Genomic DNA, 21,571 nt, shown 5'->3' with positions numbered 1-21,571 from the left:
ATCCCCCATGGCAAGCCTCATCACCTGTCCGCATTGCGGTACCAGACCCAAGGAAGAGTTTTCGATCCGCGGCGCCGCCGCGCCGGAACGCCCTTCGCCGACCGCCAGGGACGAGGCCTGGCACCGTTACGTCTATATCCGGGACAATCCGAAAGGGCGCTATCAGGAGTATTGGCATCACGTCGCCGGCTGCCGCCGTTTTCTGGTGGTCGAGCGGGACAACCTTACCCACGAGGTTTTCGGCGTGGCCGATGCCGCGGAGTTTGAGCGCGCGGGAGCTGACGAATGACCTCCTATCGTCTCGGGTCCGGCGGCGCGATCAATCGCGGCCAGTCGCTCACCTTCACCTTCGACGGCCGCAGCTACAAGGGGTTCGACGGCGATACGCTCGCCTCGGCGCTGCTTGCCAACGATCAGATGCTGATGGCCCGCAGCTTCAAGTACCACCGCCCGCGCGGTGTGGTGACGGCAGGGTCCGCCGAGCCCAACGCGCTGATGACGATCGGGTGGGGCGCGAGGGCCGAGCCGAACGCCCGTGCGACGGTGGTCGAGCTTTACAATGGCCTCGCTGCCGCCAGCCAGAACCGCTGGCCGTCGCTGAGGCATGATTTCGGCGCGGTGAACGATCTCTTCTCGCCGTTTCTCGGTGCCGGTTTCTACTACAAGACCTTCATGTGGCCGGGCGTGCTCTGGGAAAAACTCTACGAGCCGCTGATCCGCCGTGCCGCCGGGCTCGGCAAGGCCACGATGCAGGCCGATCCGGATCGTTACGAAAAATCCTGGGCGCATTGCGACCTGCTGGTGATCGGCGCGGGGCCGACCGGTCTCATGGCGGCGCTCGCCGCCGGCAGGGCTGGGGCGCGGGTCATCCTGGCGGACGAAGGCTTCAGGTTCGGAGGTTCGCTGCTGTCGGAAAGCGCCACGGTCGGCGGCCAGCCGGCTGCGGAATTCACGGCTGACGTCGTCGAGGAACTGGCGTCGTTGCCGAACGTGACGCTGATGCCGCGCACGACCGTGTTCGGCTGGTATGACGACATGGTGTTCGGCGCAGTCGAGCGGGTGCAGAAACACGTGGCCTCGCCGTCGCCGGACCTGCCGATGGAGCGGCTGTGGCGCATCGTGGCTAAGCAGGCGATCCTTGCCACCGGTGCCGAAGAGAGGCCGCTCGTCTTCGGCGGCAACGACAAGCCGGGCGTGATGACAGCCGGGGCTGCGCGCACCTATCTCAACCGCTACGGCGTCGCGGTCGGCGGCAGGGTCGCTGTCTTCACCAATGGCGGCTCCGGGTACCGCACGGCCGCCGACCTCCTCGCTCAGGGTATCGACGTCACCGCGATCATCGACGCGCGGCCGCAATCGGCCGACCCGGTGCCGGAGAGTGTCCGCGTCATCCGCAGCGGCTCGGTGATCGCGACCAGGGGACGCCAGCGGATCGAGGGGCTGATCGTCGAGCGCTCCGGGTTCGAGGAGGTGATCGGCTGCGATGCGCTGGCGATGTCCGGCGGCTGGTCGCCGATCGTGCATCTGATGTGCCAGCGCGGCGCCAAGCCCGTGTGGTCCGACGAGAAACAGGCCTTTCTGGCGCCCGACGTCGGCGGAGCTTTTGCGGCTGCCGGCTCGGCTGCCGGCCAGGTGTCGCTCGGGGCTTGCCTGAAGGATGGTTCGGCCAAGGCCCATGCCGCACTCGACGCGCTGGGCAGGCTGGTCGGCCCACTCGAAACGCCCGAGGTCGAGGGCGAATACGATCCGTCCTTCGCGCCGCTCTGGTACGTGCCGGGCGCCCGGGACAAGGCTTTCGTCGATTTCCAGAACGACGTGCATGTCGGCGACCTCGGTCTCGCCCAGCGGGAAGGTTTCCGCCATATCGAGCACACAAAACGTTATACCACCGCCGGCATGGCGACCGACCAGGGCAAGCTCGGCAATGTCAACACGGCCGGCATCGTCGCGGGCATGCGTGGGGTATCGCCGGCCGAGATCGGCACCACCACATTCCGGCCGTTCTACACGCCGGTCTCGTTCGGCGCGCTGGCAGGCGCTGCGCGGGCCGAGCATGCGGCGCCTGTGCGGACCTCCCCACTGCATGGCTGGGCGAGAAAGAACGGCGCGACCTTCGTCGAATCAGGTCTCTGGTACCGCTCCGCCTGGTTCCCGCAGGAGGGCGAAAAGACCTGGCGGGAAAGCGTCGACCGCGAGGTCCTGAACGTCCGCGCCCATGCCGGGCTCTGTGACGTCTCCACGCTCGGCAAGATCGAGATATTCGGGTCGGGCGCGGCGGAATTCCTCGATCGCATCTATTCCAACAGCTTTCTCAAGCTGCCGGTCGGAAGAGCACGTTACGGGCTGATGCTGCGCGAGGACGGTATCGTCTTCGACGACGGCACAGTGAGCAGGTTTTCCGAAAAACACTATGTCATGACCACAACGACGGCTTTTGCCGTGGACGTGCTCGCGCATCTGGAATTCTCGGCGCAGACCTTTTGGCCGGAACTCGACGTGCGCTTGGTCTCCTCGACGGATCAGTGGGCGCAGATGTCGCTCGCCGGTCCGAAGGCGCGAATCATCATGAGCCGCGTTGTGCAGGACGATATTTCCGATGCTGCCTTCCCCTTCCTCGCCGCCAGGGAGGTGATGCTGCGCGACGGGCTGAAGGCGCGGTTGTTCCGCATCTCCTTCTCGGGCGAGCTCGCCTACGAGCTTGCCGTTCCGGCCGGTTACGGCGAGGCGGTCGCCGACGCGATCATGAATGCGGGCCGCGAGGAGGGCATCTGCGCCTATGGTGTCGAGGCCCTGAACGTGCTGCGCGTCGAGAAGGGGCATGTCACCCATAGCGAGCTCGACGGCCGCACTACCGCGGACGATGTCGGGCTCGGCCGGATGATGGCGATGCAGAAGCCGGATTTCATCGGCAAGCGGCTCTCGACCCGATTCGGATTGACGGCCGCCGACCGGCTGCAGCTCGTCGGATTGAAGCCGATCGAGGCCGACAAGGAGATCAAGGCCGGCGCGCATCTTCTGAAGGAGGGTGCAAAGCCGTCGACGGCGAACGATCAGGGTTTCGTCTCATCGGCCTGCTTTTCGCCAACACTCGGGCATTTCATCGCGCTCGGCATGCTGAAATCCGGGCGCGAGCGGATCGGCGAACGGGTGATGGTCTGGGACGGGCTGCGCGGCTCGGAAGTGCTCGCGCAAGTCTGCCCGCCGGTCTTCGTCGATCCCGAAAACAGCAAACTGTATCTCTGAGGGCTGCCTGATGTCGATCAATCTTCTTCACCGGCATGTCCTAGACGATCATATCTCGGGCTTCGAGACGGACCCCAATCCGAACCACCTGTCCATCATTCGCCGGCCGGTGATCTTCTCGGTTCTCGCCCACGAGGGCCAGGAGACGGCCGTCGCCGAAGCCCTGTGGAATGCCGAGGATGTGGCGCCGCGCTTCTGCAGCCCGTCCGAATGGTTGGCCGTATCGCGGACGGTCGGCGCCGAGACGGTCGCCGGCATGCTGTCCGGGATCACCGGAGCGTTCTTCGCTGACCAGAGCGGCGGCCGCGTGCTCATGGAAATATCCGGTCCGAGCGTGCGAGCGATTCTCGCCAAATGCGTGGCGATCGACCTGCATCCGGAGGTGTTCGAGGAGGGGCATTCGGCCGCGATGTTGTGCTGCCACGCGGAGGCAAATGTCGCGCGCACCGGTGCCGACAGGTTCGAGATCATCGTGCCGCGCTCGCTTGCCGGATCGGTTTTCGAGGAGCTGATGGAGATGGGCCGCGAGCATGCGCTGACCCGCGGCTTCGTGGACTGAGCGCTGAGCCTGCAGGGCGAGGGTCGAATCTGAATTTAACGTTAACGCAAGGACGATCTTTAATTTCGCAAACCGGGTGCCCCGGCTAATTTTTCGACAGAAGCTGCCGGTTTTTTGGAATTTCTGATCTTTGTGTTGCCAGATTGTTGAGAAGTGCTGCGATTTTGTCGGTCTCGCGGCTTTTTGTCTTCCCATTCCTTACGAAAACGTTATGGAATGCGCCAAAGAACGTAAGAACCCGCAAGGGGCAAATAAACGAGATGCGACCCTCCCGGGATCGCATCCAGGGGAAAATATATGGAGTATTTTATCCAGCAGCTCATCAACGGGCTGACTCTTGGATCCATCTATGGCCTTGTGGCAATCGGCTATACGATGGTTTACGGCATCATCGGCATGATCAACTTCGCCCATGGCGATATCTTCATGCTTGGCGGTTTCGCCGCTCTCATCGTCTTCCTGATCGCAACCTCCTTCTTCGCCGGCATTCCGGTGGCGTTGCTTCTGCTGCTGATGTTGCTCGTCGGCATGCTGATGACGGGGTTGTGGAACTGGACGATCGAGCGGGTCGCCTACCGGCCGTTGCGCGGTTCGTTCCGGCTTGCGCCACTGATCACCGCGATCGGCATGTCGATCGTGCTGTCCAACTTCATCCAGGTGACGCAGGGGCCGCGCAACAAGCCGATCCCGCCGATGGTAACCGACGTCTTTCATATCGGCGGCATCACCATCTCGCTGAAGCAGGTGCTCATCGTCATCATCACGGCGGTGCTGCTGTTCGCCTTCTGGTACATCGTCAACAAGACGCCGCTCGGCCGCGCCCAGCGGGCAACCGAGCAGGACCGCAAGATGGCGGCGCTGCTGGGCGTCGACGTCGACCGGACGATCTCGATCACCTTCATCATGGGTGCAGCGCTCGCGGCGGTCGCCGGTGGCATGTATCTGATGTATTACGGCGTCGCCTCTTTCAACGATGGCTTCATCCCGGGCGTCAAGGCCTTCACCGCAGCGGTTCTCGGCGGTATCGGGTCATTGCCGGGCGCCGTTCTCGGCGGGCTGCTGATCGGCCTCATCGAGTCGCTGTGGTCGGCCTATTTCTCCATCGCCTACAAGGACGTCGCCACGTTTGCGATCCTCGCTTTCGTGCTGATCTTCAAGCCGACCGGCATTCTCGGCCGGCCGGAAGTGGAGAAGGTGTAACATGACAGCTGCAACCGAAACCGGTCATCCGAACGTGCTTGCCAAGGCGGTGCGGGAAGGTATTTTCGCCGGCGTCATCTCCTTCTTCATGTTCCTGCTGTTCGTCGGCGTCGAGACCTATCAGGACATCAACAACGCGCTCGTCTGGCGCACCCGCTGGGGTCTTCTGGCGATCTTTGTCCTGGTTGCGGCGGTCAGCCGCTTCCTCACAGTCGGGTTCATCAAGCCACATATCGACCGTCGCAAGCTCGCCAAGGCAAAGAGCGGCGTGCTGGAAATTTCCGAGCAGAAGAACTTCTTCCACCGGCATTTCCTCAAGATCGCACTGATCTTCCTGCTGGTCTATCCCTTCCTGTCGCTGCTCATCGTCGGCAAGCAGGGTTCGCTGAAATATGTCGACAATTTCGGCATCCAGATCCTCATCTACGTGATGCTCGCCTGGGGCCTGAACATCGTCGTCGGCCTCGCCGGACTGCTCGACCTCGGTTATGTCGCCTTCTATGCGGTCGGCGCCTATTCCTATGCGCTGCTGTCCTCCTATTTCGGCCTGTCCTTCTGGCTGCTCCTGCCGATGTCGGGCGTTCTCGCCGCACTCTGGGGGATCATCCTCGGCTTCCCGGTTCTGAGGCTGAGGGGCGACTATCTCGCTATCGTGACGCTCGCCTTCGGGGAAATCATCCGCCTGGTGCTGATCAACTGGACCGATGTGACCAAGGGAACATTCGGGATTTCGGGTATCGCAAAGGCCTCGTTCTTCGGCATCTGGTCCTTCGATACCGGCAGCGCGAACAGCTTCGTCAAGGCCTGGGGCCTGTCGGCTTCCTCGGTCTATTACAAGATCTTCCTGTTCTACATCATCCTGGCGCTCTGCATGCTCACCGCCTACGTCACCATCCGGCTTCGGCGCATGCCGATCGGCCGGGCCTGGGAAGCGCTGCGCGAGGATGAGATCGCCTGCCGTTCGCTCGGCATCAATACCGTCACCACCAAGCTGACCGCTTTTGCGACCGGCGCGATGTTCGGGGGAATCGCGGGTTCCTTCTTCGCCACCCGCCAGGGCTTCGTCTCGCCGGAAAGCTTCGTCTTCCTGGAATCGGCCGTGATCCTGGCAATCGTCGTTCTCGGCGGCATGGGGTCGCTGACCGGCATCGCGATCGCCGCGGTGGTGATGGTCGGCGGTACCGAGGTGCTGCGCGAAATGTCCTTCCTCAAGGTCGTGTTCGGACCGGACTTCACGCCTGAACTCTACCGCATGCTGCTCTTCGGCCTGGCGATGATCATCGTCATGCTGTTCAAGCCGCGGGGCTTTGTCGGATCGCGAGAACCGACGGCCTTCCTCAAGGAGCGCAGGGCGGTCTCTGGAAGCTTTACCAAGGAGGGCCACGGCTGATGGCTCTCGGAACGACGACGATGACGAACGATACGATCCTCAAGGTCGAGCACCTGTCGATGAAGTTCGGCGGCCTGATGGCCATCAACGATCTTTCGCTGGAGGTACGGCGCGGCGAGATCACCGCGCTGATCGGGCCGAACGGTGCCGGCAAGACGACGGTGTTCAACTGCATCACCGGCTTCTACAAGCCGACCATGGGCATGCTCACCCTGCAGCGCAGGGACGGCAAGGAATTCCTGCTGGAACGTCTGCGCGACTTCGAGATCCCCAAGCTGGCCGGCGTCGCCCGCACCTTTCAGAACATCCGCCTGTTCTCGGGCCTGACGGTTCTCGAAAACCTGCTGGTCGCGCAGCACAATGCCCTGATGAAGGCATCGGGCTACACGATCCTCGGCCTCCTCGGTCTGCCGGCCTATAACAGGGCCGTCGATGCCTCGATCGAAAAGGCGAAATACTGGCTCGACAAGGCGGATCTGACCGATCGTGCCGACGACCCTGCCGGCGACCTTCCCTACGGTGCCCAGCGGCGGCTCGAAATCGCCCGCGCGATGTGCACCAACCCGGAACTGCTGTGCCTCGACGAACCGGCTGCCGGCCTCAACCCGCGAGAATCTGCGGCGCTCAACGCGCTCTTGCACCTGATCCGCGACGAGGGCGCTTCGATCCTGCTGATCGAGCACGACATGTCGGTGGTCATGGAGATTTCCGACCATGTCGTGGTGCTGGAATACGGCCAGAAGATATCCGACGGCTCGCCGGACCATGTGAAGAACGACCCACGAGTGATCGCCGCATATCTCGGCGTCGAGGATGACGAGGTGGAAGAGGTGATTGCGGTAGAACTCGAGGGGGGCAATCACTGATGGCGGCCGAGAACCTTCTGAAAGTCGAGGCTGTCGAGACCTACTACGGTAATATCCGTGCACTCGCAGGCGTCGATGTCGAAGTCAACAAGGGCGAGATCGTCAGCCTGATCGGCGCCAACGGCGCCGGCAAGTCGACGCTGATGATGACCATCTGCGGCAGCCCGCAGGCTCGAACCGGCGCGATCATCTTCGACGGCGAGGACATCACCAAGCTGCCGACGCACCTGATCGCACGGCGCCGCATCGCCCAGTCTCCCGAAGGCCGGCGCATCTTCCCGCGCATGACCGTCTACGAGAACCTGCAGATGGGGGCCGGCCTCGACAACCTCAAATATTTCAACGAGGACGTCGAGAAGATCTTCACGCTCTTCCCGCGCCTCAAGGAGCGCCAGAGCCAGCGCGGCGGCACGCTTTCGGGCGGCGAGCAGCAGATGCTGTCGATCGGACGCGCGCTGATGGCGCGGCCGAAGCTGCTCTTGCTCGACGAACCTTCGCTGGGCTTGGCGCCGCTGATCGTCAAGGGCATTTTCGAGGCGATCAAGAAGCTGAACAAGGAAGAAGGGTTGACCGTCTTCCTCGTCGAGCAGAATGCGTTCGCGGCACTGAAACTCTCCGACCGTGGCTATGTGATGGTCAACGGCAAGGTGACGATGAGCGGTTCCGGAAAAGAGCTTCTCGCCAATCCGGAAGTGCGCGCCGCTTACCTTGAAGGTGGACGGCATTGATCGTTAAGGTTGTACTAATGGCAGCCGGAGGAATTTAGGATGCAGGGACTGTTTTTCGAAAGCGACAGCGGCGTGCGGTACCTCTTGCGTTTCCTCGTGCTGATCATCGGCTTCTGGACTGCCTGGCGCTCGGGCAAGGCCGCCGCCGAAGGCTGGAACGGCTATACGACGGTGGTGGTCTATACGCTGCTACTCGGCGTGGCGATGCGTTTTCTGCACTATGCACTGTTCCAGGGGCCATTCATCAGTCCGTTCTACTACATCATCGATGTGGCCATCCTGCTCGTCTTTTCGAGCGCCGGATTCCGCATCCGGCGGACGCGCCAGATGGTGCAGAATTACTATTGGCTCTACGAGCCGACTTCCGCTTTCTCCTTCAAGAAGAAAGATTGACAGCCGCACTTTTCTGTCCTCAGATTAGCTCGGGTTGAAATCATAAGTAACCTAGAGTGGAACATTTCCGGCGCAGTGACGGTGGGTATTGCGCCCGGTTTCGAAAAATCAGCTCACCTAAAAAATTGGGAGTAACTCGATGAAGAAGTCTCTTCTTTCCGCGGTTGCGCTGACGGCCATGGTCGCCTTCAGCGGTAGCGCATGGGCCGACATCGTTATTGGCGTCGGCGGTCCGCTCACGGGTCCGAACGCCGCCTTCGGTGCGCAGCTCCAGAAGGGTGCCGAACAGGCCGCAGCCGATATCAATGCCGCCGGCGGCATCAACGGCGAAAAGATCAAGATCGTCCTCGGCGACGACGTATCCGATCCCAAGCAGGGCATCTCGGTTGCCAACAAGTTTGCATCCGACGGCGTCAAGTACGTGGTCGGCCACTTCAACTCCGGCGTTTCGATTCCGGCTTCCAAGGAAGTCTATGCCGAAAACGGCATGCTCGAAATCACCCCGGCTGCGACCAACCCGGTCTTTACCGAGCGTGGCCTGTGGAACGTCTTCCGTACCTGCGGTCGTGACGACCAGCAGGGCGGCGTTGCCGGCGCTTACCTCGCCGACAAGTTCAAGACCGCCAAGATCGCCATCATCGACGACAAGACGCCTTACGGTCAGGGCCTTGCCGAAGAAACCAAGAAGGCAATGAACGCCAAGGGCCTCAAGGAAGTCATCCGCGAAGGCGTCAACGTCGGCGACAAGGACTTCTCGGCGCTCATCTCCAAGATGAAGGAAGCCGGCGTCACGATCATCTACTGGGGCGGTCTCCACACCGAAGCCGGCCTGATCATCCGCCAGGCCAAGGACCAGGGCCTCAAGGCTACGCTCGTTTCGGGTGACGGTATCGTCTCCAACGAACTGGCCTCGATCGCCGGCGACGCCGTCGCAGGCACGCTCAACACCTTCGGCCCGGACCCGACGCTGAACCCGGCCAACAAGGACCTGGTTGCCAAGTTCAAGGCAGCCGGCTTCAACCCGGAAGCCTACACGCTGTATTCCTACGCAGCCGTGCAGGTCATCGCTGCCGGCATCAAGGCAACCGGCAAGGCCGACGACGCCGAAGCCGTTGCCAAGACGCTGCATGCAAAGGGTCCGTTCAAGACCGTTCTCGGTGACATTGCCTTCGACGCCAAGGGCGATCCGAAGATTCCGGGCTACATCATGTACGAATGGAAGAAGGGTCCGGACGGCAAGTACAGCTACTTCCCGCAGGGCTGAGCCGTTATCGGCAACCGTATCTTAGAAGGGAGCCCGGTCAAAAGCCGGGCTTCTTTGCGTTTTGGAGCACCTATAGGCGGCACGCCGGAGTTCCACTAAACTGGCAGCTGAATTCCGGACTTGGAAATCTCCATTATCTGGCATATCAAGGGTCAGGGCCTGTTAAATTCAGCCGAACCCGAAGGACGAGACGGGTTTCGCACCTGGACTGCGTCGGGAAGATTTGAAAATGTGCGAACATTTCCTGCCTCTTCCCTCCTAGCCAGGCACGAAATCCGTCACTTAGATTGGATGAATTCAACAGCTCCTGAGCCTGGATAGTCCAATTTGAGGAGAGGTAATGTTATGGATCTGAGTGCCATTATTGCCCAGGTCATCGGCGGTGCCCTCGGCGGGACCGCGGGTGGGAAAATCCTGAAGGACGCCGACCTCGGTCAGATCGGAAATATCATAGCCGGCGCGGTCGGAGGAATTGGCGGTGGTTCAATCCTCGGCTCGCTTCTTGGAGTCGGCGGTGCTGCGGCTGGAGGCGTCGATTTAGCAGCGCTCGCTGGTCAGCTCGTCGGGGGCGGTATTTCCGGGCTTGTCGTCCAGATCGTCGTTGGTTTGGTCGTCAACAAGTTTTTCAAGAAAGCCTGACTGTAGCGAAGCGTCTGTCGTCGCCACGCAGAGGAGCTTGTTCGTCGCTCGAAACGGTTCGCCGGATCGTTCTCGGGCTACGCTGACCGTTACTCGCTATGCAGCACATGTGCCGCCTTGACGGCCGCCGATGCGCGGTTTTCGACGCCGAGCTTCACATAGATCTGTTCCAGATGCTTGTTCACCGTGCGGGCCGAAAGGCCGAGGATGTCGGCGATGTCGCGGTTCGACTTGCCCTTGGCGATCCACAGCAGCACTTCGGATTCCCGTTGGGTCAGGGGGAAATGCTGGCGCAGCACCTCGTCGTCCGGGCGTTTGTTGGCGGCCGTCAGGCGGAAGAGATGTTCGTCCGCGCCGATCGCGCCGAGGAAGGAGAATTGCAGGCTCGCCTGGCCGTTCTGGACGAGGGCGAAGGCGGCGTCGCGGGCAAAGCCCGGCTTGTCGCGCTCGTCCATCCAAGTGGAAATCCGGCGGGAAACGATGTCGAGCCCATCGTCGCTGTTGGTGGCCGCATTGATCAGCCGTGTCGCCTGAGGGGTCGACCAGTGGATGGCGCCACTCGCCTTGACCGCCAGCAGGTGGCGGCCCGCGGCGTCGAGCGCCACACGGGCGCTCTGGGCCGAACGGGCATTGGAAAGGTGCACCCGGATGCGGGCGCGCAGTTCGTCGATGTTGATCGGTTTGGTCAGATAGTCGACGCCGCCGGAATCGAGCGCGTTGACCACATGTTCGGTCTCGGTGAGGCCCGTCATGAAGATGACCGGTACTTGCGCAACGGCGCCATTGGTCTTCAGCTTGCGGCAGGTCTCGAAACCGTCCATGCCGGGCATCACCGCGTCGAGCAGGATGAGGTCCGGGGTAATGCGCTCGACGATATTGAGCGCCGACTGGCCGGCGGTGGCGATCAGCACCGAAAAGCCGGATTTTTCGAGCGCTTCGGTGAGGAAGCCCAGCGTTTCGGGGCTGTCGTCCACGAGAAGGACGATATCGCGCGGCAGAGCAGTTTCAGCCATCACTCGTCCTTTCTGCCTCCAGGCGGCTCAGGAATTTCATATAACCGGCAAGGTCGAAGGCCTGCACGTAGGCGCCGAGTTCTTCCGTGAAGGGGCGGTGTTCCTCCTCCCGGGCGAGATCGGCGAGTTTCGCTTCGATACCGCGGACGTAGCCGATTTCACCGAGCCGCAAAAGGTCCTGGACATGGTTCGTCCCCGGACTTTTGATCGGCTTTTTCGGGCCAACGACCGCCGGGATAACCGTTTCGTTCTCATAGACCCAAACGAGGCCGAGATGGGCGGCGAGCTTGTCGGCGAGCCTGCGGATATCGACCGGTTTGGCGATCGCGTCGTTATGGCCCTCGTCGCCGGAATGCGTGGCGATGCCGTCGCCGATATTGGCCGAAAGCATGACGATCGGTGCCACCTGGCCGATCTCGCGCAGCCGGGAGACGAGCTGCCAGCCGCTCATGCCGGGCATGGAGATGTCGACCAGAAACAGGTCCGGCGTGACGCCCTCGATCAGGGTCAGGCAGTCCGGCCCGCTATTGGCGGTCAGCACGACGAAATCCATCGGTACCAGCACTTCGCGCATCAGGTCGCGGTGGTCTTCGTTGTCGTCGACGAGGACGATGGTGCGGCGCGGGCCGGTATAGGAGACGATCTTCTTTTCCGCCGCCGGCGCGGTGTTCGGCCGCTCGATGGCGGACAGCATCAGTCTCACCTTGAAGATCGAACCTTCGCCCTTGGTGCTGGCGACCGCGATCTCGCCACCGAGCGTGTTGGTGAGGAGCTGGGTGATGGTGAGGCCGAGACCGAGTCCGGGCATCGGCCTGATGCTTTCCGCCTCGCCGCGCTGGAAGGGCTCGTAGATGCGGCCGAGATCCTTTTCGGCAATGCCCCGGCCTGTATCGGAAACGGTGAAGGTGGCGACCTGGCTGCGATAGGCGACGTCGAATTTCACCGTGCCCTCGTCGGTGAACTTGATGGCGTTGGAGAGCAGGTTGACGAGGATCTGGCGCAGCCGCTTTTCGTCGGTGCGGACATATTGGGGCAGGGAGCGGGCGCGCTCGTGCTCGAATGTCAGCCCCTTGGCCTGCGCCTGCAGGCCGAACATCTCGACGATCTGGTCCAGGAAATCCTGGATGTTGATCTCGTTGGAATAGACCTGCAGCCGGCCGGCCTCGATCTTGGAAATGTCGAGCAGGCCGTCGATCAGGCCCGAGAGATGGTCGGCAGAACGCTTGATGACCTTGATCGCCGATTGGCGCGGCGCGGGGATGGTCTCGTCGCGCTCGAGGATCTGGGCGTAACCGAGCACGGCGTTGAGCGGGGTGCGCAGCTCATGGGAAAGGCCGACGACGTAACGGCTCTTGGCGCGGTTGGCGGATTCGGCCGTCTCCTTGGCCTCCTGGAGCGCCGCGTCGGTCTTCTTGTGGGCGGCGATTTCCTTCAGCAGCAGCGTGTTCTGGCGGGAGGATTCCTCTTCCGCCACAACCCGGCTGTCATGGGCGAGCACATAGAACCACGAGACGATGCCGGCGATGATCGCAAAGACGAAGAAGACGATCAGCACGGTTCCGACGATCACCTCGGAATTGACGGGCGTTGCCTGGCTGACCTGGTAGGCGATCATGCCGAGGATCGCGCCGATCACCGAGATCGACAGGACCGCCGTCGTCGCGTAGCGCCCGAGGCGGGTCATCAGGCGGGTGATGACGCTGTCCGGCAGGAAGGAGCGGGCGACGGCCCCAACCTGCGTGTTGAGCCGTGCATGCGGCTTGCACATGTCGTGGCAGCGGCTGTCGAGCGAACAGCAGAGCGAGCAGATCGGCGCGGCATAAGCGGGGCACCAGGCCATATCCTCGTGCTCGAACGGGTGCTCGCAGATGGAGCAGGTGATCGAGCCGACGTGTCTCCAGCTCTGGCGCGGTTTTCGGGCGAGGTAGAATTTGCCCCTGGTGGCAAAGGCGAGCGCCGGCGAGATCAGGAAGGCGACCAATGTCAGGTAGGTGGCGAGCGAGGCCATCAACGGGCCGAACAGGCCGAAATGGGCGGCGAGCGCGATCGCCGCTGAACCGAACATCGAGCCTAAGCCCACCGGATTGATATCGTAGAGATGGGCACGCTTGAACTCGATGCCTTCGGGCGACAGGCCCAGCGGCTTGTTGATCATCAGATCGGCCGAGATGGTGCAGAGCCAGGACATGGCGATGATCGAGAAGATGCCGAGCGTCGCTTCGAGCAGCCGGTAGATGCCGAGCTCCATCAACAGCAGTGCGATCACTACGTTGAACACCAGCCAGACGACGCGGCCAGGATGGCTGTGGGTGAGCCGCGAGAAGAAGTTCGACCAGGCGAGAGAGCCCGCATAGGCGTTCATCACGTTGATCTTCAGCTGCGAAACGACCACGAAGGCCGCCATCAGCAGCAGGGCGGCCATATCGTTCGGGATCATGTAGCCGAAGGCCGCGAAATACATGTGTGCCGGGTCTGCCGCCTCGCGAATCGGCACTGCGGTCGAGAGCGTCAGCACCGCCAGGAAAGAGCCGGCCAGGAGCTTCGGCACGCCGACCACCACCCAGCCGGGGCCGGCGAGAAAGACGGCGAACCGGTGCCGCCACTTGTCGAGGCCCTCCGGCGGCAGGAAGCGCAGGAAGTCGACCTGCTCGCCGATCTGCGGCATCAGGGCGAGGATGACGGCGGAGGCCGCGCCGAACTCGACCAGATTGAAGGGTGCCGGACCGGCCACCTCGGCGTTCGAGTGGCCGATCCCGGCAAAGGCGCGCCAGAGATCGAACTTCTCCCAATCCATGAAGGCGATGAACACAAAGGGGAGGATGTTGAGGATGATCCAGAATGGCTGTGTGATCAGCTGAAAGCGGGAGATCAGCTGTACGCCGTAGATGACCAGCGGGATCACCACCACGGCGCTGATGATATAGCCGATCCACGGCGGAATGCCGAAGGCGAGATCCAGCGCGCCGGTCATGATCGAGGCCTCGATCGCAAACAGCATGAAGGTGAAGCTCGCATAGATCAGCGAGGTGATGGTCGAGCCGATGTAACCGAAGCTCGCGCCGCGGGTCAGAAGATCGATATCGACGCCGTGGCGGATCGCGTAACGGCTGATCGGCCAGCCGATCGCCAGCATGGCGATGGCGGCCGCGACGATCGCGAAAATTGCGTTGGTGGTGCCGTAGGAAAGGGTGATCGTGCCGCCGATGGCCTCCAGCGCCAGGAAGGAGATGGCGCCGATGGCGGTCTGGGAAATACGGCTGGAGGAAAACCGGCGGGCACTCTTGGCGGTGAAACGGAGGGCGTAGTCCTCCAGCGTCTGGTTGGCGACCCAACGATTGTATTCACGCCGAACGGGAATGATGCGTTGCCGCGCTGCCATGCCTAATTTCTAGCACCTTCTGAGGGAAGACCGTCAATTGTGCACTTTCGGCTGAGGCGCGGCGTTTTGCAAGCAAAGTATGATGCGGTGCGGTAAATCCCCACCGCATCCTGGAAGCCGGTTATATGGTGCGGGTTGGGCGCACCACAATCTCGTTTGTATCCACGTCTTCAGGCTGGTCGATAACATGGAGAACAGCGCGGCCGATCGCATCGGGCGTCAGGGCCACGCTGCGATAGGTCTTCATCGCGTCCGCCGCGACCGGATCGGTGATCGTGCCGGCAAGCTCGGACTCCACTACGCCGGGATAGACGCAGGTGACGCGGATCTTGTCGTTCTCCTGGCGCAGTCCGTCGGAGATTGCCCGTACCGCGTATTTGGTGGCGCAATAGACCGCTGCTGTCGGCACCACGCCGAGGCCGCCGATCGACGAGATGTTGATGATCTGGCCGTACCCCTGGCCGTTCATGATCGGCAGAACCGAAGCGACGCCGTAGAGCACGCCGCGGATGTTCACGTCGATCATCCGGTCCCATTCCTCGACCTTGAGCGACGACATCAGCGACAGCGGCATCAGGCCGGCATTGTTGACGATGACGTCGATGCGGCCGAATTCGGCAAGTGCGAATTCCGCGAACGCCTGAAAGTCCTGCCGGTCGGTCACGTCGAGCCGGCGAATTCGCACGGTGCCGCCGGCCGCGGTGATCTCTTCCGCCAGGACTTCCAGCCGGTCGGTGCGGCGGGCACCGAGCACGATCTTGGCACCGGCCGCGGCGAGAATGCGCGCCGTGCCTTCGCCGATACCGCTGCTGGCGCCGCTGATAAGAACCACCTTTTCAGTGATGTGAGTCATGTTGCTGATCCTCTGTGGCAGGCAGCGGCGGCATGCCGCTGCGGGCAGGGGATTTATGCCGCGGATGTGCGGCCGACCGGTATCAAGGTCCTCCGCAGTTCTTGCACGATCGTCCGAGCCTGCATCTGCTGCTATTTCAAGAGCGGCCAGAGCGTTACGACCAGCAGTAGCGCCATGACGATGTTGAACCATTTGAGCCGCGCCGGATCGGACAGGAACCGCCGAAGCGCCACGCCGAAGCCGGCCCAGACGGCGACGCTCGGCAGGTTGACGATGGCGACGACGAGCGTGATCAGCACCACCGACACGAAGGGGTTTTCGGCGCTGGCATAGGCGGCCATGGCGGTCAGCGCTGCGACCCAGGCTTTCGGGTTCACCCACTGGAAGGCTGCGGATTCCAGAAAGGTGAGGGGACGGGTGGCGCTGGCCTCACCGTTGGGGACGGAGCGAGAGGTGGCGATCCGCCAGGCAAGATAGAGCAGGTAGGCGCCGCCGGTGATCTTCAATGCCAATGCGAGCGGCGGATAGGCCGTCAGCAGCGCGCCGAGGCCGAAGCCGACCGCCAGCAGCACCGATGAAAGGCCGATGGTGATGCCGAGGATCTGCGGCACGGTGCGCCGGAAGCCGAAATTGGTGCCCGAGGCAAGCAGCATCAAATTGCTCGGTCCCGGCGAAACCGAGCCGACAAGCGAGAAAAGGGCGATTGCAAGAATGGTTTCAAAGGCCATGGCAAAGGGTCTCCCACGCAGGGAGGCTGCTCCCGGCGGCGTTAGGGCGTCTGATTGTTCAATCGAGAGTCTGGCGGTGGCGAGATTCTAGAGGTGGCGGATGCCGAGCTTGCCGCCCCATTTGCCGTTCAGGTAGTCGCAAACGAGCCGGCGATGGCAATGGTGCGGCTTGTCTTCCGAGCACAGCAGGCAGGAGCCATCGAACTCTTCCGCCTTGAAGTGATCTTCCACCTTGCGTTCAGCCATCAAGCCAAGGAAATCGTTCTGGAAAACATTCCAGTCGCCTTTCTCCTTCTTGAAGGCGGTCATGATCTCCTCGGTCGGCGCCAGCAGCGGTTCGTGCACATAGCCGGCGCCGCAGATCGTCTTCAGGAAGAAGGCGAGGTCCTCGGATTTGGCAAACCCCGCGAGTTGCGAGGTGTTGTGGAGGCGCACGTCCAGGACCCGCTTGACGCCGGCTGCCCTGATGCGACCGAAGAAATCCTCGGCGCTCGTCTTGGTGAAGCCGATCGTGGTGACATCCATGCTCATGCGTCTCTTCTTATCGCAGCGGGCTCGGTCAGGCGACGTTTTTCAGGCTGATATTCCGCCACGCCGGCTCGGTTGCCTATTGTCAATATTGACATTGTTGATAGTGTTTTTGCCATGAAGCTACAGATCCTTGCGCTCGATCCCGTCTTCGATACCGGCCTGTCGACCATACTCGACGTGTTCACCATGGCGAACGAGCTTGCGGCGATGCTATCGCTCGATGTGCCGGCCTTCGACGTGTCGGTGATCGGCGTGCGCAGACAAGTGAAGACGGCGCACGGGCTTGCCGTGCCGATCTCCGGAAGTTTCGATCCGAAGGCCGGCGGCTGGCTGATGGTGCCGGCGATTGCCTGCAAGATGCCGGACGTGCTGGTGCCCGCCCTTGGCCGTCCCGACATCCGCGATGCGGGGGTGGTGCTGCGCGAGGCCAAAGCGGCGGGCATGAACATCGCCGCTGCCTGTATCGGCACGTTCGTTCTGGCCGAATCCGGCCTTCTCGACGGGGAGAAATCAACGACCAGCTGGTGGCTCGCACCGCTCTTCCGCCAGCGTTATCCTTCCGTGCAGCTGGAAGACGGCCACATGCTGGTGAAATCCGGCTCGCTGGTGACGGCGGGCGCGGCACTCGGCCATATGGACATGGCGCTCTGGCTGGTGCGGCAGGTGAGCCCGGAGCTTGCCGGCCTTGTGGCGCGCTACCTCATCGTCGACAATCGGCCGTCGCAGTCGGCTTACGTGATTACCGACCATCTTTCTCATGCCGATCCGCTGGTGCAGCGTTTCGAGCGCTGGGCACGCGGTCGTCTCGGCGACGGGTTTTCGCTGGACGACGCGGCCGATGCGGTCGGCGCCAGCAAGCGGACGCTGGCGCGGCGCATGCAGCAGGTACTCGGCAAGACGCCGCTCTCCTATTTCCAGGATCTCCGTGTCGAGCGCGCCGTGCATCTCCTGAAGACCAGCGACAAGAGCCCCAACGAAATCGCCTCGCTCGTCGGTTATGCGGATGGCGTCACGCTGCGGGCATTGCTGCGGCAAAAGACAGGCCGCGGTGTGCGCGAGGTGAGGGCGGGCGGTTAAGCTAGACTTCCCTGCGCCGCAGCAGGTAATCGAGACCGCCGACCCGGAACCAGCGATAGGCATAGGCATCGAGCAGAAGCCGGTGCCGGCCGTTGGCATCCGCCTCGCTGTTGCCGCCGTCCGCGATATCGATGAGCAGATCGCCGTGTTCGCCGATACCGACCACGAACGTGACCTCGACCGGCCTCGAATGCAGGTTGTGGACGATCAGCACGGAATTGTCGCGCCAATCATAGCGGAGCGCCAGCACTCCGTTGTCTCCGGTGTTGAGGGCGGTGCAAGCGCCCCAGCCGATCTCGGGCACTTCCTTGCGCATGCGGATCAGGCGTTCCGTCCAGTTCAGCATCGAGTCGGGATCGCGTCGCTGCTCCGCGACGTTCAGATATCTGAAGCCGAGCGGCCCTGCGCTGATGACCGGCAGGACCGGCTTGTCGTTCTTGGTGAACCCGCCATGCGGCTCGGCCGACCATTGCATCGGCGTGCGGGCGCAGTTGCGCTCCGGCAGCGACAGGTCGTCGCCCATGCCGATCTCGTCGCCGTAACGCACGACCGGCGTGCCGGGCAGCGAAAACAGCAGGCTGTAGGCGAGTTCCAGGCGCCTCCGGTCGTTCTCCAGCATCGGCGCCAGCCGCCGTCGGATGCCGCGGTCATAGAGCTGCATGTTCTTGTCAGGCCCGAATACCGAAAACACCTTCTGGCGCTGTTTTTCGGTCAGGCGACCAAGATCGAGTTCATCGTGATTGCGCAGGAACATGCCCCATTGTCCCGTTTCAGGCCGATCGCTGGTATTGACGATCGCTTTCGCCAGCGGCCGGGCGTCTCCCGAGGCAAGCGCATAAAATAGGGCCTGGTTGACGTGAAAATTGAACATCATCTGCATGCGGTCGCCATCATCGCCGAAATAGGCGAGGTTCTCCTTCGGCACGACATTGGCTTCGGCAAGGATGATCGAATCTCCGAGCCGCCATTGCAGGAATTCGCGAAAAACCCGGAGCATGTCGAACTGCGCCCTCGGCTTTTTCACGTCGGCGCCCTTTTCGGCGATCACGAATGGCACGGCATCCATGCGAAAACCGGAAACACCGAGCTGGATCCAGAAACCCATGATCTTGAGGATTTCCGCCTGTACATGCGGGTTGGAGGTGTTGAGGTCCGGCTGGAACTCGTAGAAGCGGTGAAAGTAATATTGCCTGGCCTTTTCGTCATAGGTCCAGGTCGTCTTCTGCACGCCCGGAAACACCATTCCCTCGTTGGCGTTCGCCGGCTTCTTGTCGGACCAGATATACCAGTCGCGATAGTACGATTCCGGATTGCTTCGGGCGTCCTGGAACCAGGGGTGTTCATTGGACGTATGGTTGACCACGAGGTCTATCAGCACCCTTATGCCGCGCTGCCGGGCGCCGTGGGTGAATTCGACGAAATCGCCGAGCGTGCCGTAGCGCGGGTCGACATTATAGTAGTCGGAGACGTCGTAACCGTCGTCCCGGCCGGGCGAGGTCTGGAACGGCATCAGCCATACGGCGCTGACGCCGAGACCGGAGATATAGTCCAGCCGCCGTTGCAAGCCCTGGAAATCCCCGATCCCGTCGCCATTGGAATCCATGAAGGTCTCGACGGAGAGGCAATAGACGACGGCGTTCTTATACCAGAGGTCGTTGATCACGGGTTCGAGCTCCTCGGGTGGTTGGCGGATCCGGGGAGGCAAGCGCGTGAGGCGCAGAAATGTTCCCGAGAGGGAACGGCCTGGCCGAAGATTTACGCGGCGCGGTCTCCCCGCAGCGGGTGCCAGACTGAAATGTCGCGCGGGCTGGCGAGCAGATCCGGCAGGGCCGCGTGCCAGGCCTCGCGATAGGGGCGCTGCAACTGGACCTCCAGCACGTCCTGATGATCCTCCCAGGTCTCATAGAGCATCACGTGGTTCTCGTTGTCGGGATCGGCATGCAGAACGGCATTGTGGAACATCGGTTCGTGCCGCATGGCATCGAGCACGCCGTTCAGAAGGGCCATGAAGCGATCGCGCTGGGCCGGGAGGATATCGAAACGGATGACATAGGTGACGGGCATGGGGCTGATCCTTTCACGCTGCAAAGCTGGATCCTGGGATAAATGCCATCGGTCGCCGGGTCGATTACCTCGGAGGTCATATATCGCACGCGCAATGCCGCCTGCCGCCGAGGATGAGGGTCTTTTACCGGAAGAGAGACAGGATGTTTTGCGCGTCCGAATTGGCGATGGAAAGCGACTGGGTCGCGAGTTGCTGCTGGACTTGCAGTGCCTTAAGCCTGCTCGATGCCTCGCTCATATTCGCATCGACGAGGCGCCCGATGCCTCTGTCGAGACTGTCCGCGAGACTGTTTCCAAATGCTTCCTGCATCGCGATCCTCGACCTGAGCGAACCAAGGTAGGCGCCGGCCGATATGACCTTCTGCTGCATCTCGTCGAGAACCAAGGTGATTGTCGGAAAATCGATGTCGGGATCGGTGACGTCGATATCGAGAATATCGATACCCTCCGGCGGCAGCGTCCGGGTGTGGACGGGCGGCTGGACGGTGATCAGCTCTGCGGCGAGAGGAATGATGGCGCGAAAGAAGATATTCGGCGTCCCGCCCTGAGCCGTCAACAAGGCGTCGGAGGGCGCCTTGTTGAGAAACGTTGCCTGCTGGAGGACTTTCGCCCAATCGGCAGCGCTTTCAATATCTCCGTCGAAGCCGTATCCTACTTCGCCTCCGAGCGCCTGGTCGACGACACTTTTGGTGATGACGAACGTATCGTTGGACGTACCCACCGAAAAGGCGACCGTGACGACGTCGAATTTCGTGATCGTGAAGGGCTGGTCGAATACCGGCCCTGGTACGTCGCCATAACCCGATGTCGAAAATCCGAGCAATCCACCGATCGTGCCGAGACCATGACCCAGATCCGGATCAGGTTCTTTCTGCAGAATTCCGCCGCCGCCATTCTTGAACAGTGCGATTTTCGACAGATCGACGTCGATGGTCCCGACGGAGACGGTTCCATCCTCGCTGCGATTGAACGATGATACGACAGGCGTCTTCGCGCCTGCTTCGCTAACCTCGCCCTGCATGTCCGACCGCAGCCAGTTTTGGCCGGCGAAGCTTGCGGAGTTGGATATCGAGACGATCTGCTGCTTCAACTGCTCCAGTTCTTCCTGGATCTTGTTCTTGTCTATTCCGTCCTGCTGGGCGGAAACGATCTTGGCCATGAACGCCGCCAGGATCTCGGTGGTCGCGGCAATGCCCTCATAGGCCGTCTCGACCTTTGCGGCGCCGAGGCCAAGGGCGTCCTGCACGGCCGAGAGGGCACCATTGTCCGATCGCATGGTGGTGGCGATCGACCAGTAGGCGGCGTTATCGGAGGCGTGTTCGATGCGCAAGCCGGTTGCGACCTGCCGCTCTACCCCGAACATCCGGCTGTCAAGGGAGCGAAGCATTTGGAGCGCAGAAGCAGCTCCAGCATTCGTGAGGATGCTACTCATGGGATCTACACCGAAACAACTCCCCGCCCTACATGTGCGTCGGGTCATACAATCCAAATATGGTTAATATATCAATAAATACGCTCGATACTGACCGTGCCGGCGCTGTTTGCTGAAGATGCCAGCTGGGCGTAGGACTTCTACCCCCGGCATCCCTCTTCCCCCTTCTCCCCCTCCGGTACGTCATTCGACGTATACGGTTTTGCGATGCA

The 21,571-nt window shown here is 61.9% G+C and carries 19 protein-coding genes; 11 read left to right on the top strand and 8 right to left on the bottom strand.

All coding sequences use genetic code 11. The features are described 5' to 3' along the window. The first annotated feature begins 7 nt into the window (after positions 1 to 7). From ACSQ3G_RS13440 to ACSQ3G_RS13395, 10 genes are all read left to right on the top strand, one after another. Positions 8 to 289 (top strand): sarcosine oxidase subunit delta, encoded by a 282-nt coding sequence (locus ACSQ3G_RS13440; protein ID WP_436110386.1) that lies wholly within the window; start codon positions 8 to 10, stop codon positions 287 to 289. Continuing rightward, entirely contained in the window at positions 286 to 3,243 is a 2,958-nt protein-coding gene (locus ACSQ3G_RS13435) for a sarcosine oxidase subunit alpha family protein (RefSeq protein WP_436110385.1), read from the top strand. Before ACSQ3G_RS13440 ends, ACSQ3G_RS13435 begins: the two co-directional genes overlap by 4 nt. A gap of 10 nt (positions 3,244 to 3,253) precedes the next feature. Next, a complete protein-coding gene (locus tag ACSQ3G_RS13430; RefSeq protein WP_436110384.1) occupies positions 3,254 to 3,802 on the top strand; it encodes a sarcosine oxidase subunit gamma in 549 nt (182 codons plus the stop codon). 297 nt (positions 3,803 to 4,099) lie between these two features. Beyond that, positions 4,100 to 5,002: a branched-chain amino acid ABC transporter permease gene (locus ACSQ3G_RS13425; RefSeq protein ID WP_038544603.1), complete on the top strand. Its 903-nt coding sequence runs from the start codon at positions 4,100 to 4,102 to the stop codon at positions 5,000 to 5,002. Between the two features lies 1 nt (position 5,003). Further along, positions 5,004 to 6,392 (top strand): high-affinity branched-chain amino acid ABC transporter permease LivM, encoded by a 1,389-nt coding sequence (livM, locus tag ACSQ3G_RS13420; RefSeq protein ID WP_105414779.1) that lies wholly within the window; start codon positions 5,004 to 5,006, stop codon positions 6,390 to 6,392. Beyond that, a complete protein-coding gene (locus ACSQ3G_RS13415) occupies positions 6,392 to 7,258 on the top strand; it encodes an ABC transporter ATP-binding protein (RefSeq protein ID WP_046625208.1) in 867 nt (288 codons plus the stop codon). Before livM ends, ACSQ3G_RS13415 begins: the two co-directional genes overlap by 1 nt. Further along, positions 7,258 to 7,986 carry an ABC transporter ATP-binding protein gene (locus tag ACSQ3G_RS13410; RefSeq protein ID WP_105414781.1) on the top strand — a complete coding sequence of 243 codons (729 nt, stop codon included), beginning with the start codon at positions 7,258 to 7,260 and terminating at the stop codon, positions 7,984 to 7,986. The genes ACSQ3G_RS13415 and ACSQ3G_RS13410 overlap by 1 nt, the downstream gene beginning before the upstream one ends. A gap of 39 nt (positions 7,987 to 8,025) precedes the next feature. Next, complete coding sequence (locus ACSQ3G_RS13405; protein WP_105437898.1) at positions 8,026 to 8,379, top strand: DUF6867 family protein; 354 nt, start codon at positions 8,026 to 8,028, stop codon at positions 8,377 to 8,379. A gap of 139 nt (positions 8,380 to 8,518) precedes the next feature. Further along, complete coding sequence (locus ACSQ3G_RS13400) at positions 8,519 to 9,643, top strand: branched-chain amino acid ABC transporter substrate-binding protein (protein ID WP_105437897.1); 1,125 nt, start codon at positions 8,519 to 8,521, stop codon at positions 9,641 to 9,643. Positions 9,644 to 9,988: 345 nt separating this feature from the next. Then, complete coding sequence (locus tag ACSQ3G_RS13395) at positions 9,989 to 10,282, top strand: hypothetical protein (protein WP_436110383.1); 294 nt, start codon at positions 9,989 to 9,991, stop codon at positions 10,280 to 10,282. Positions 10,283 to 10,371: 89 nt separating this feature from the next. On the opposite strand, the gene ACSQ3G_RS13390 is transcribed toward ACSQ3G_RS13395, so the two are convergent. The 5 genes from ACSQ3G_RS13390 to ACSQ3G_RS13370 form a co-directional block, all read right to left on the bottom strand. Further along, complete coding sequence (locus ACSQ3G_RS13390) at positions 10,372 to 11,295, bottom strand: response regulator (RefSeq protein WP_436110382.1); 924 nt, start codon at positions 11,293 to 11,295, stop codon at positions 10,372 to 10,374. Further along, positions 11,288 to 14,674 carry a hybrid sensor histidine kinase/response regulator gene (locus ACSQ3G_RS13385; protein ID WP_436110381.1) on the bottom strand — a complete coding sequence of 1,129 codons (3,387 nt, stop codon included), beginning with the start codon at positions 14,672 to 14,674 and terminating at the stop codon, positions 11,288 to 11,290. The genes ACSQ3G_RS13390 and ACSQ3G_RS13385 overlap by 8 nt, the downstream gene beginning before the upstream one ends. 121 nt (positions 14,675 to 14,795) lie before the next feature. Beyond that, positions 14,796 to 15,527 carry an SDR family oxidoreductase gene (locus ACSQ3G_RS13380; RefSeq protein WP_436110380.1) on the bottom strand — a complete coding sequence of 244 codons (732 nt, stop codon included), beginning with the start codon at positions 15,525 to 15,527 and terminating at the stop codon, positions 14,796 to 14,798. 131 nt (positions 15,528 to 15,658) lie between these two features. Next, on the bottom strand, positions 15,659 to 16,255 hold the full coding sequence (locus ACSQ3G_RS13375; protein ID WP_436110379.1) for a LysE family translocator: 597 nt from the start codon (positions 16,253 to 16,255) through the stop codon (positions 15,659 to 15,661). Between the two features lie 87 nt (positions 16,256 to 16,342). Then, a complete protein-coding gene (locus ACSQ3G_RS13370) occupies positions 16,343 to 16,786 on the bottom strand; it encodes a DUF488 domain-containing protein (RefSeq protein ID WP_436110378.1) in 444 nt (147 codons plus the stop codon). 114 nt (positions 16,787 to 16,900) lie between these two features. Here ACSQ3G_RS13370 and ACSQ3G_RS13365 point away from each other — a divergent pair, with 114 nt between their 5' ends. After that, positions 16,901 to 17,863, top strand: coding sequence for a GlxA family transcriptional regulator (locus ACSQ3G_RS13365; RefSeq protein WP_436110377.1), 963 nt, complete (start codon positions 16,901 to 16,903; stop codon positions 17,861 to 17,863). A gap of 1 nt (position 17,864) precedes the next feature. Here ACSQ3G_RS13365 and ACSQ3G_RS13360 read toward each other — a convergent pair whose 3' ends face one another. From ACSQ3G_RS13360 to ACSQ3G_RS13350, 3 genes are all read right to left on the bottom strand, one after another. Beyond that, on the bottom strand, positions 17,865 to 19,526 hold the full coding sequence (locus tag ACSQ3G_RS13360; protein ID WP_436110376.1) for an alpha-amylase family protein: 1,662 nt from the start codon (positions 19,524 to 19,526) through the stop codon (positions 17,865 to 17,867). Positions 19,527 to 19,618: 92 nt separating this feature from the next. Further along, positions 19,619 to 19,927 (bottom strand): putative quinol monooxygenase, encoded by a 309-nt coding sequence (locus tag ACSQ3G_RS13355; protein ID WP_436110375.1) that lies wholly within the window; start codon positions 19,925 to 19,927, stop codon positions 19,619 to 19,621. 124 nt (positions 19,928 to 20,051) lie between these two features. After that, positions 20,052 to 21,359: a flagellin N-terminal helical domain-containing protein gene (locus ACSQ3G_RS13350; protein WP_436110374.1), complete on the bottom strand. Its 1,308-nt coding sequence runs from the start codon at positions 21,357 to 21,359 to the stop codon at positions 20,052 to 20,054. Positions 21,360 to 21,571: the final 212 nt, after the last annotated feature.

This window comes from Neorhizobium tomejilense, from assembly GCF_964254135.1.
In the GTDB taxonomy this organism is placed as follows: domain Bacteria; phylum Pseudomonadota; class Alphaproteobacteria; order Rhizobiales; family Rhizobiaceae; genus Neorhizobium; species Neorhizobium tomejilense.
Note: the sequence above shows the minus strand (reverse complement) of the source record. Positions and strands in the feature narration are given on the sequence as shown.

Coding starts and splice junctions, on each gene's coding strand:
- ACSQ3G_RS13440 (WP_436110386.1), top strand. CDS start 8: ATGGCAAGCCTCATCACCTGTCCGCATTGCGGTACCAGACCCAAGGAA.
- ACSQ3G_RS13435 (WP_436110385.1), top strand. CDS start 286: ATGACCTCCTATCGTCTCGGGTCCGGCGGCGCGATCAATCGCGGCCAG.
- ACSQ3G_RS13430 (WP_436110384.1), top strand. CDS start 3,254: ATGTCGATCAATCTTCTTCACCGGCATGTCCTAGACGATCATATCTCG.
- ACSQ3G_RS13425 (WP_038544603.1), top strand. CDS start 4,100: ATGGAGTATTTTATCCAGCAGCTCATCAACGGGCTGACTCTTGGATCC.
- livM (WP_105414779.1), top strand. CDS start 5,004: ATGACAGCTGCAACCGAAACCGGTCATCCGAACGTGCTTGCCAAGGCG.
- ACSQ3G_RS13415 (WP_046625208.1), top strand. CDS start 6,392: ATGGCTCTCGGAACGACGACGATGACGAACGATACGATCCTCAAGGTC.
- ACSQ3G_RS13410 (WP_105414781.1), top strand. CDS start 7,258: ATGGCGGCCGAGAACCTTCTGAAAGTCGAGGCTGTCGAGACCTACTAC.
- ACSQ3G_RS13405 (WP_105437898.1), top strand. CDS start 8,026: ATGCAGGGACTGTTTTTCGAAAGCGACAGCGGCGTGCGGTACCTCTTG.
- ACSQ3G_RS13400 (WP_105437897.1), top strand. CDS start 8,519: ATGAAGAAGTCTCTTCTTTCCGCGGTTGCGCTGACGGCCATGGTCGCC.
- ACSQ3G_RS13395 (WP_436110383.1), top strand. CDS start 9,989: ATGGATCTGAGTGCCATTATTGCCCAGGTCATCGGCGGTGCCCTCGGC.
- ACSQ3G_RS13390 (WP_436110382.1), bottom strand. CDS start 11,295: ATGGCTGAAACTGCTCTGCCGCGCGATATCGTCCTTCTCGTGGACGAC.
- ACSQ3G_RS13385 (WP_436110381.1), bottom strand. CDS start 14,674: ATGGCAGCGCGGCAACGCATCATTCCCGTTCGGCGTGAATACAATCGT.
- ACSQ3G_RS13380 (WP_436110380.1), bottom strand. CDS start 15,527: ATGACTCACATCACTGAAAAGGTGGTTCTTATCAGCGGCGCCAGCAGC.
- ACSQ3G_RS13375 (WP_436110379.1), bottom strand. CDS start 16,255: ATGGCCTTTGAAACCATTCTTGCAATCGCCCTTTTCTCGCTTGTCGGC.
- ACSQ3G_RS13370 (WP_436110378.1), bottom strand. CDS start 16,786: ATGAGCATGGATGTCACCACGATCGGCTTCACCAAGACGAGCGCCGAG.
- ACSQ3G_RS13365 (WP_436110377.1), top strand. CDS start 16,901: ATGAAGCTACAGATCCTTGCGCTCGATCCCGTCTTCGATACCGGCCTG.
- ACSQ3G_RS13355 (WP_436110375.1), bottom strand. CDS start 19,927: ATGCCCGTCACCTATGTCATCCGTTTCGATATCCTCCCGGCCCAGCGC.
- ACSQ3G_RS13350 (WP_436110374.1), bottom strand. CDS start 21,359: ATGAGTAGCATCCTCACGAATGCTGGAGCTGCTTCTGCGCTCCAAATG.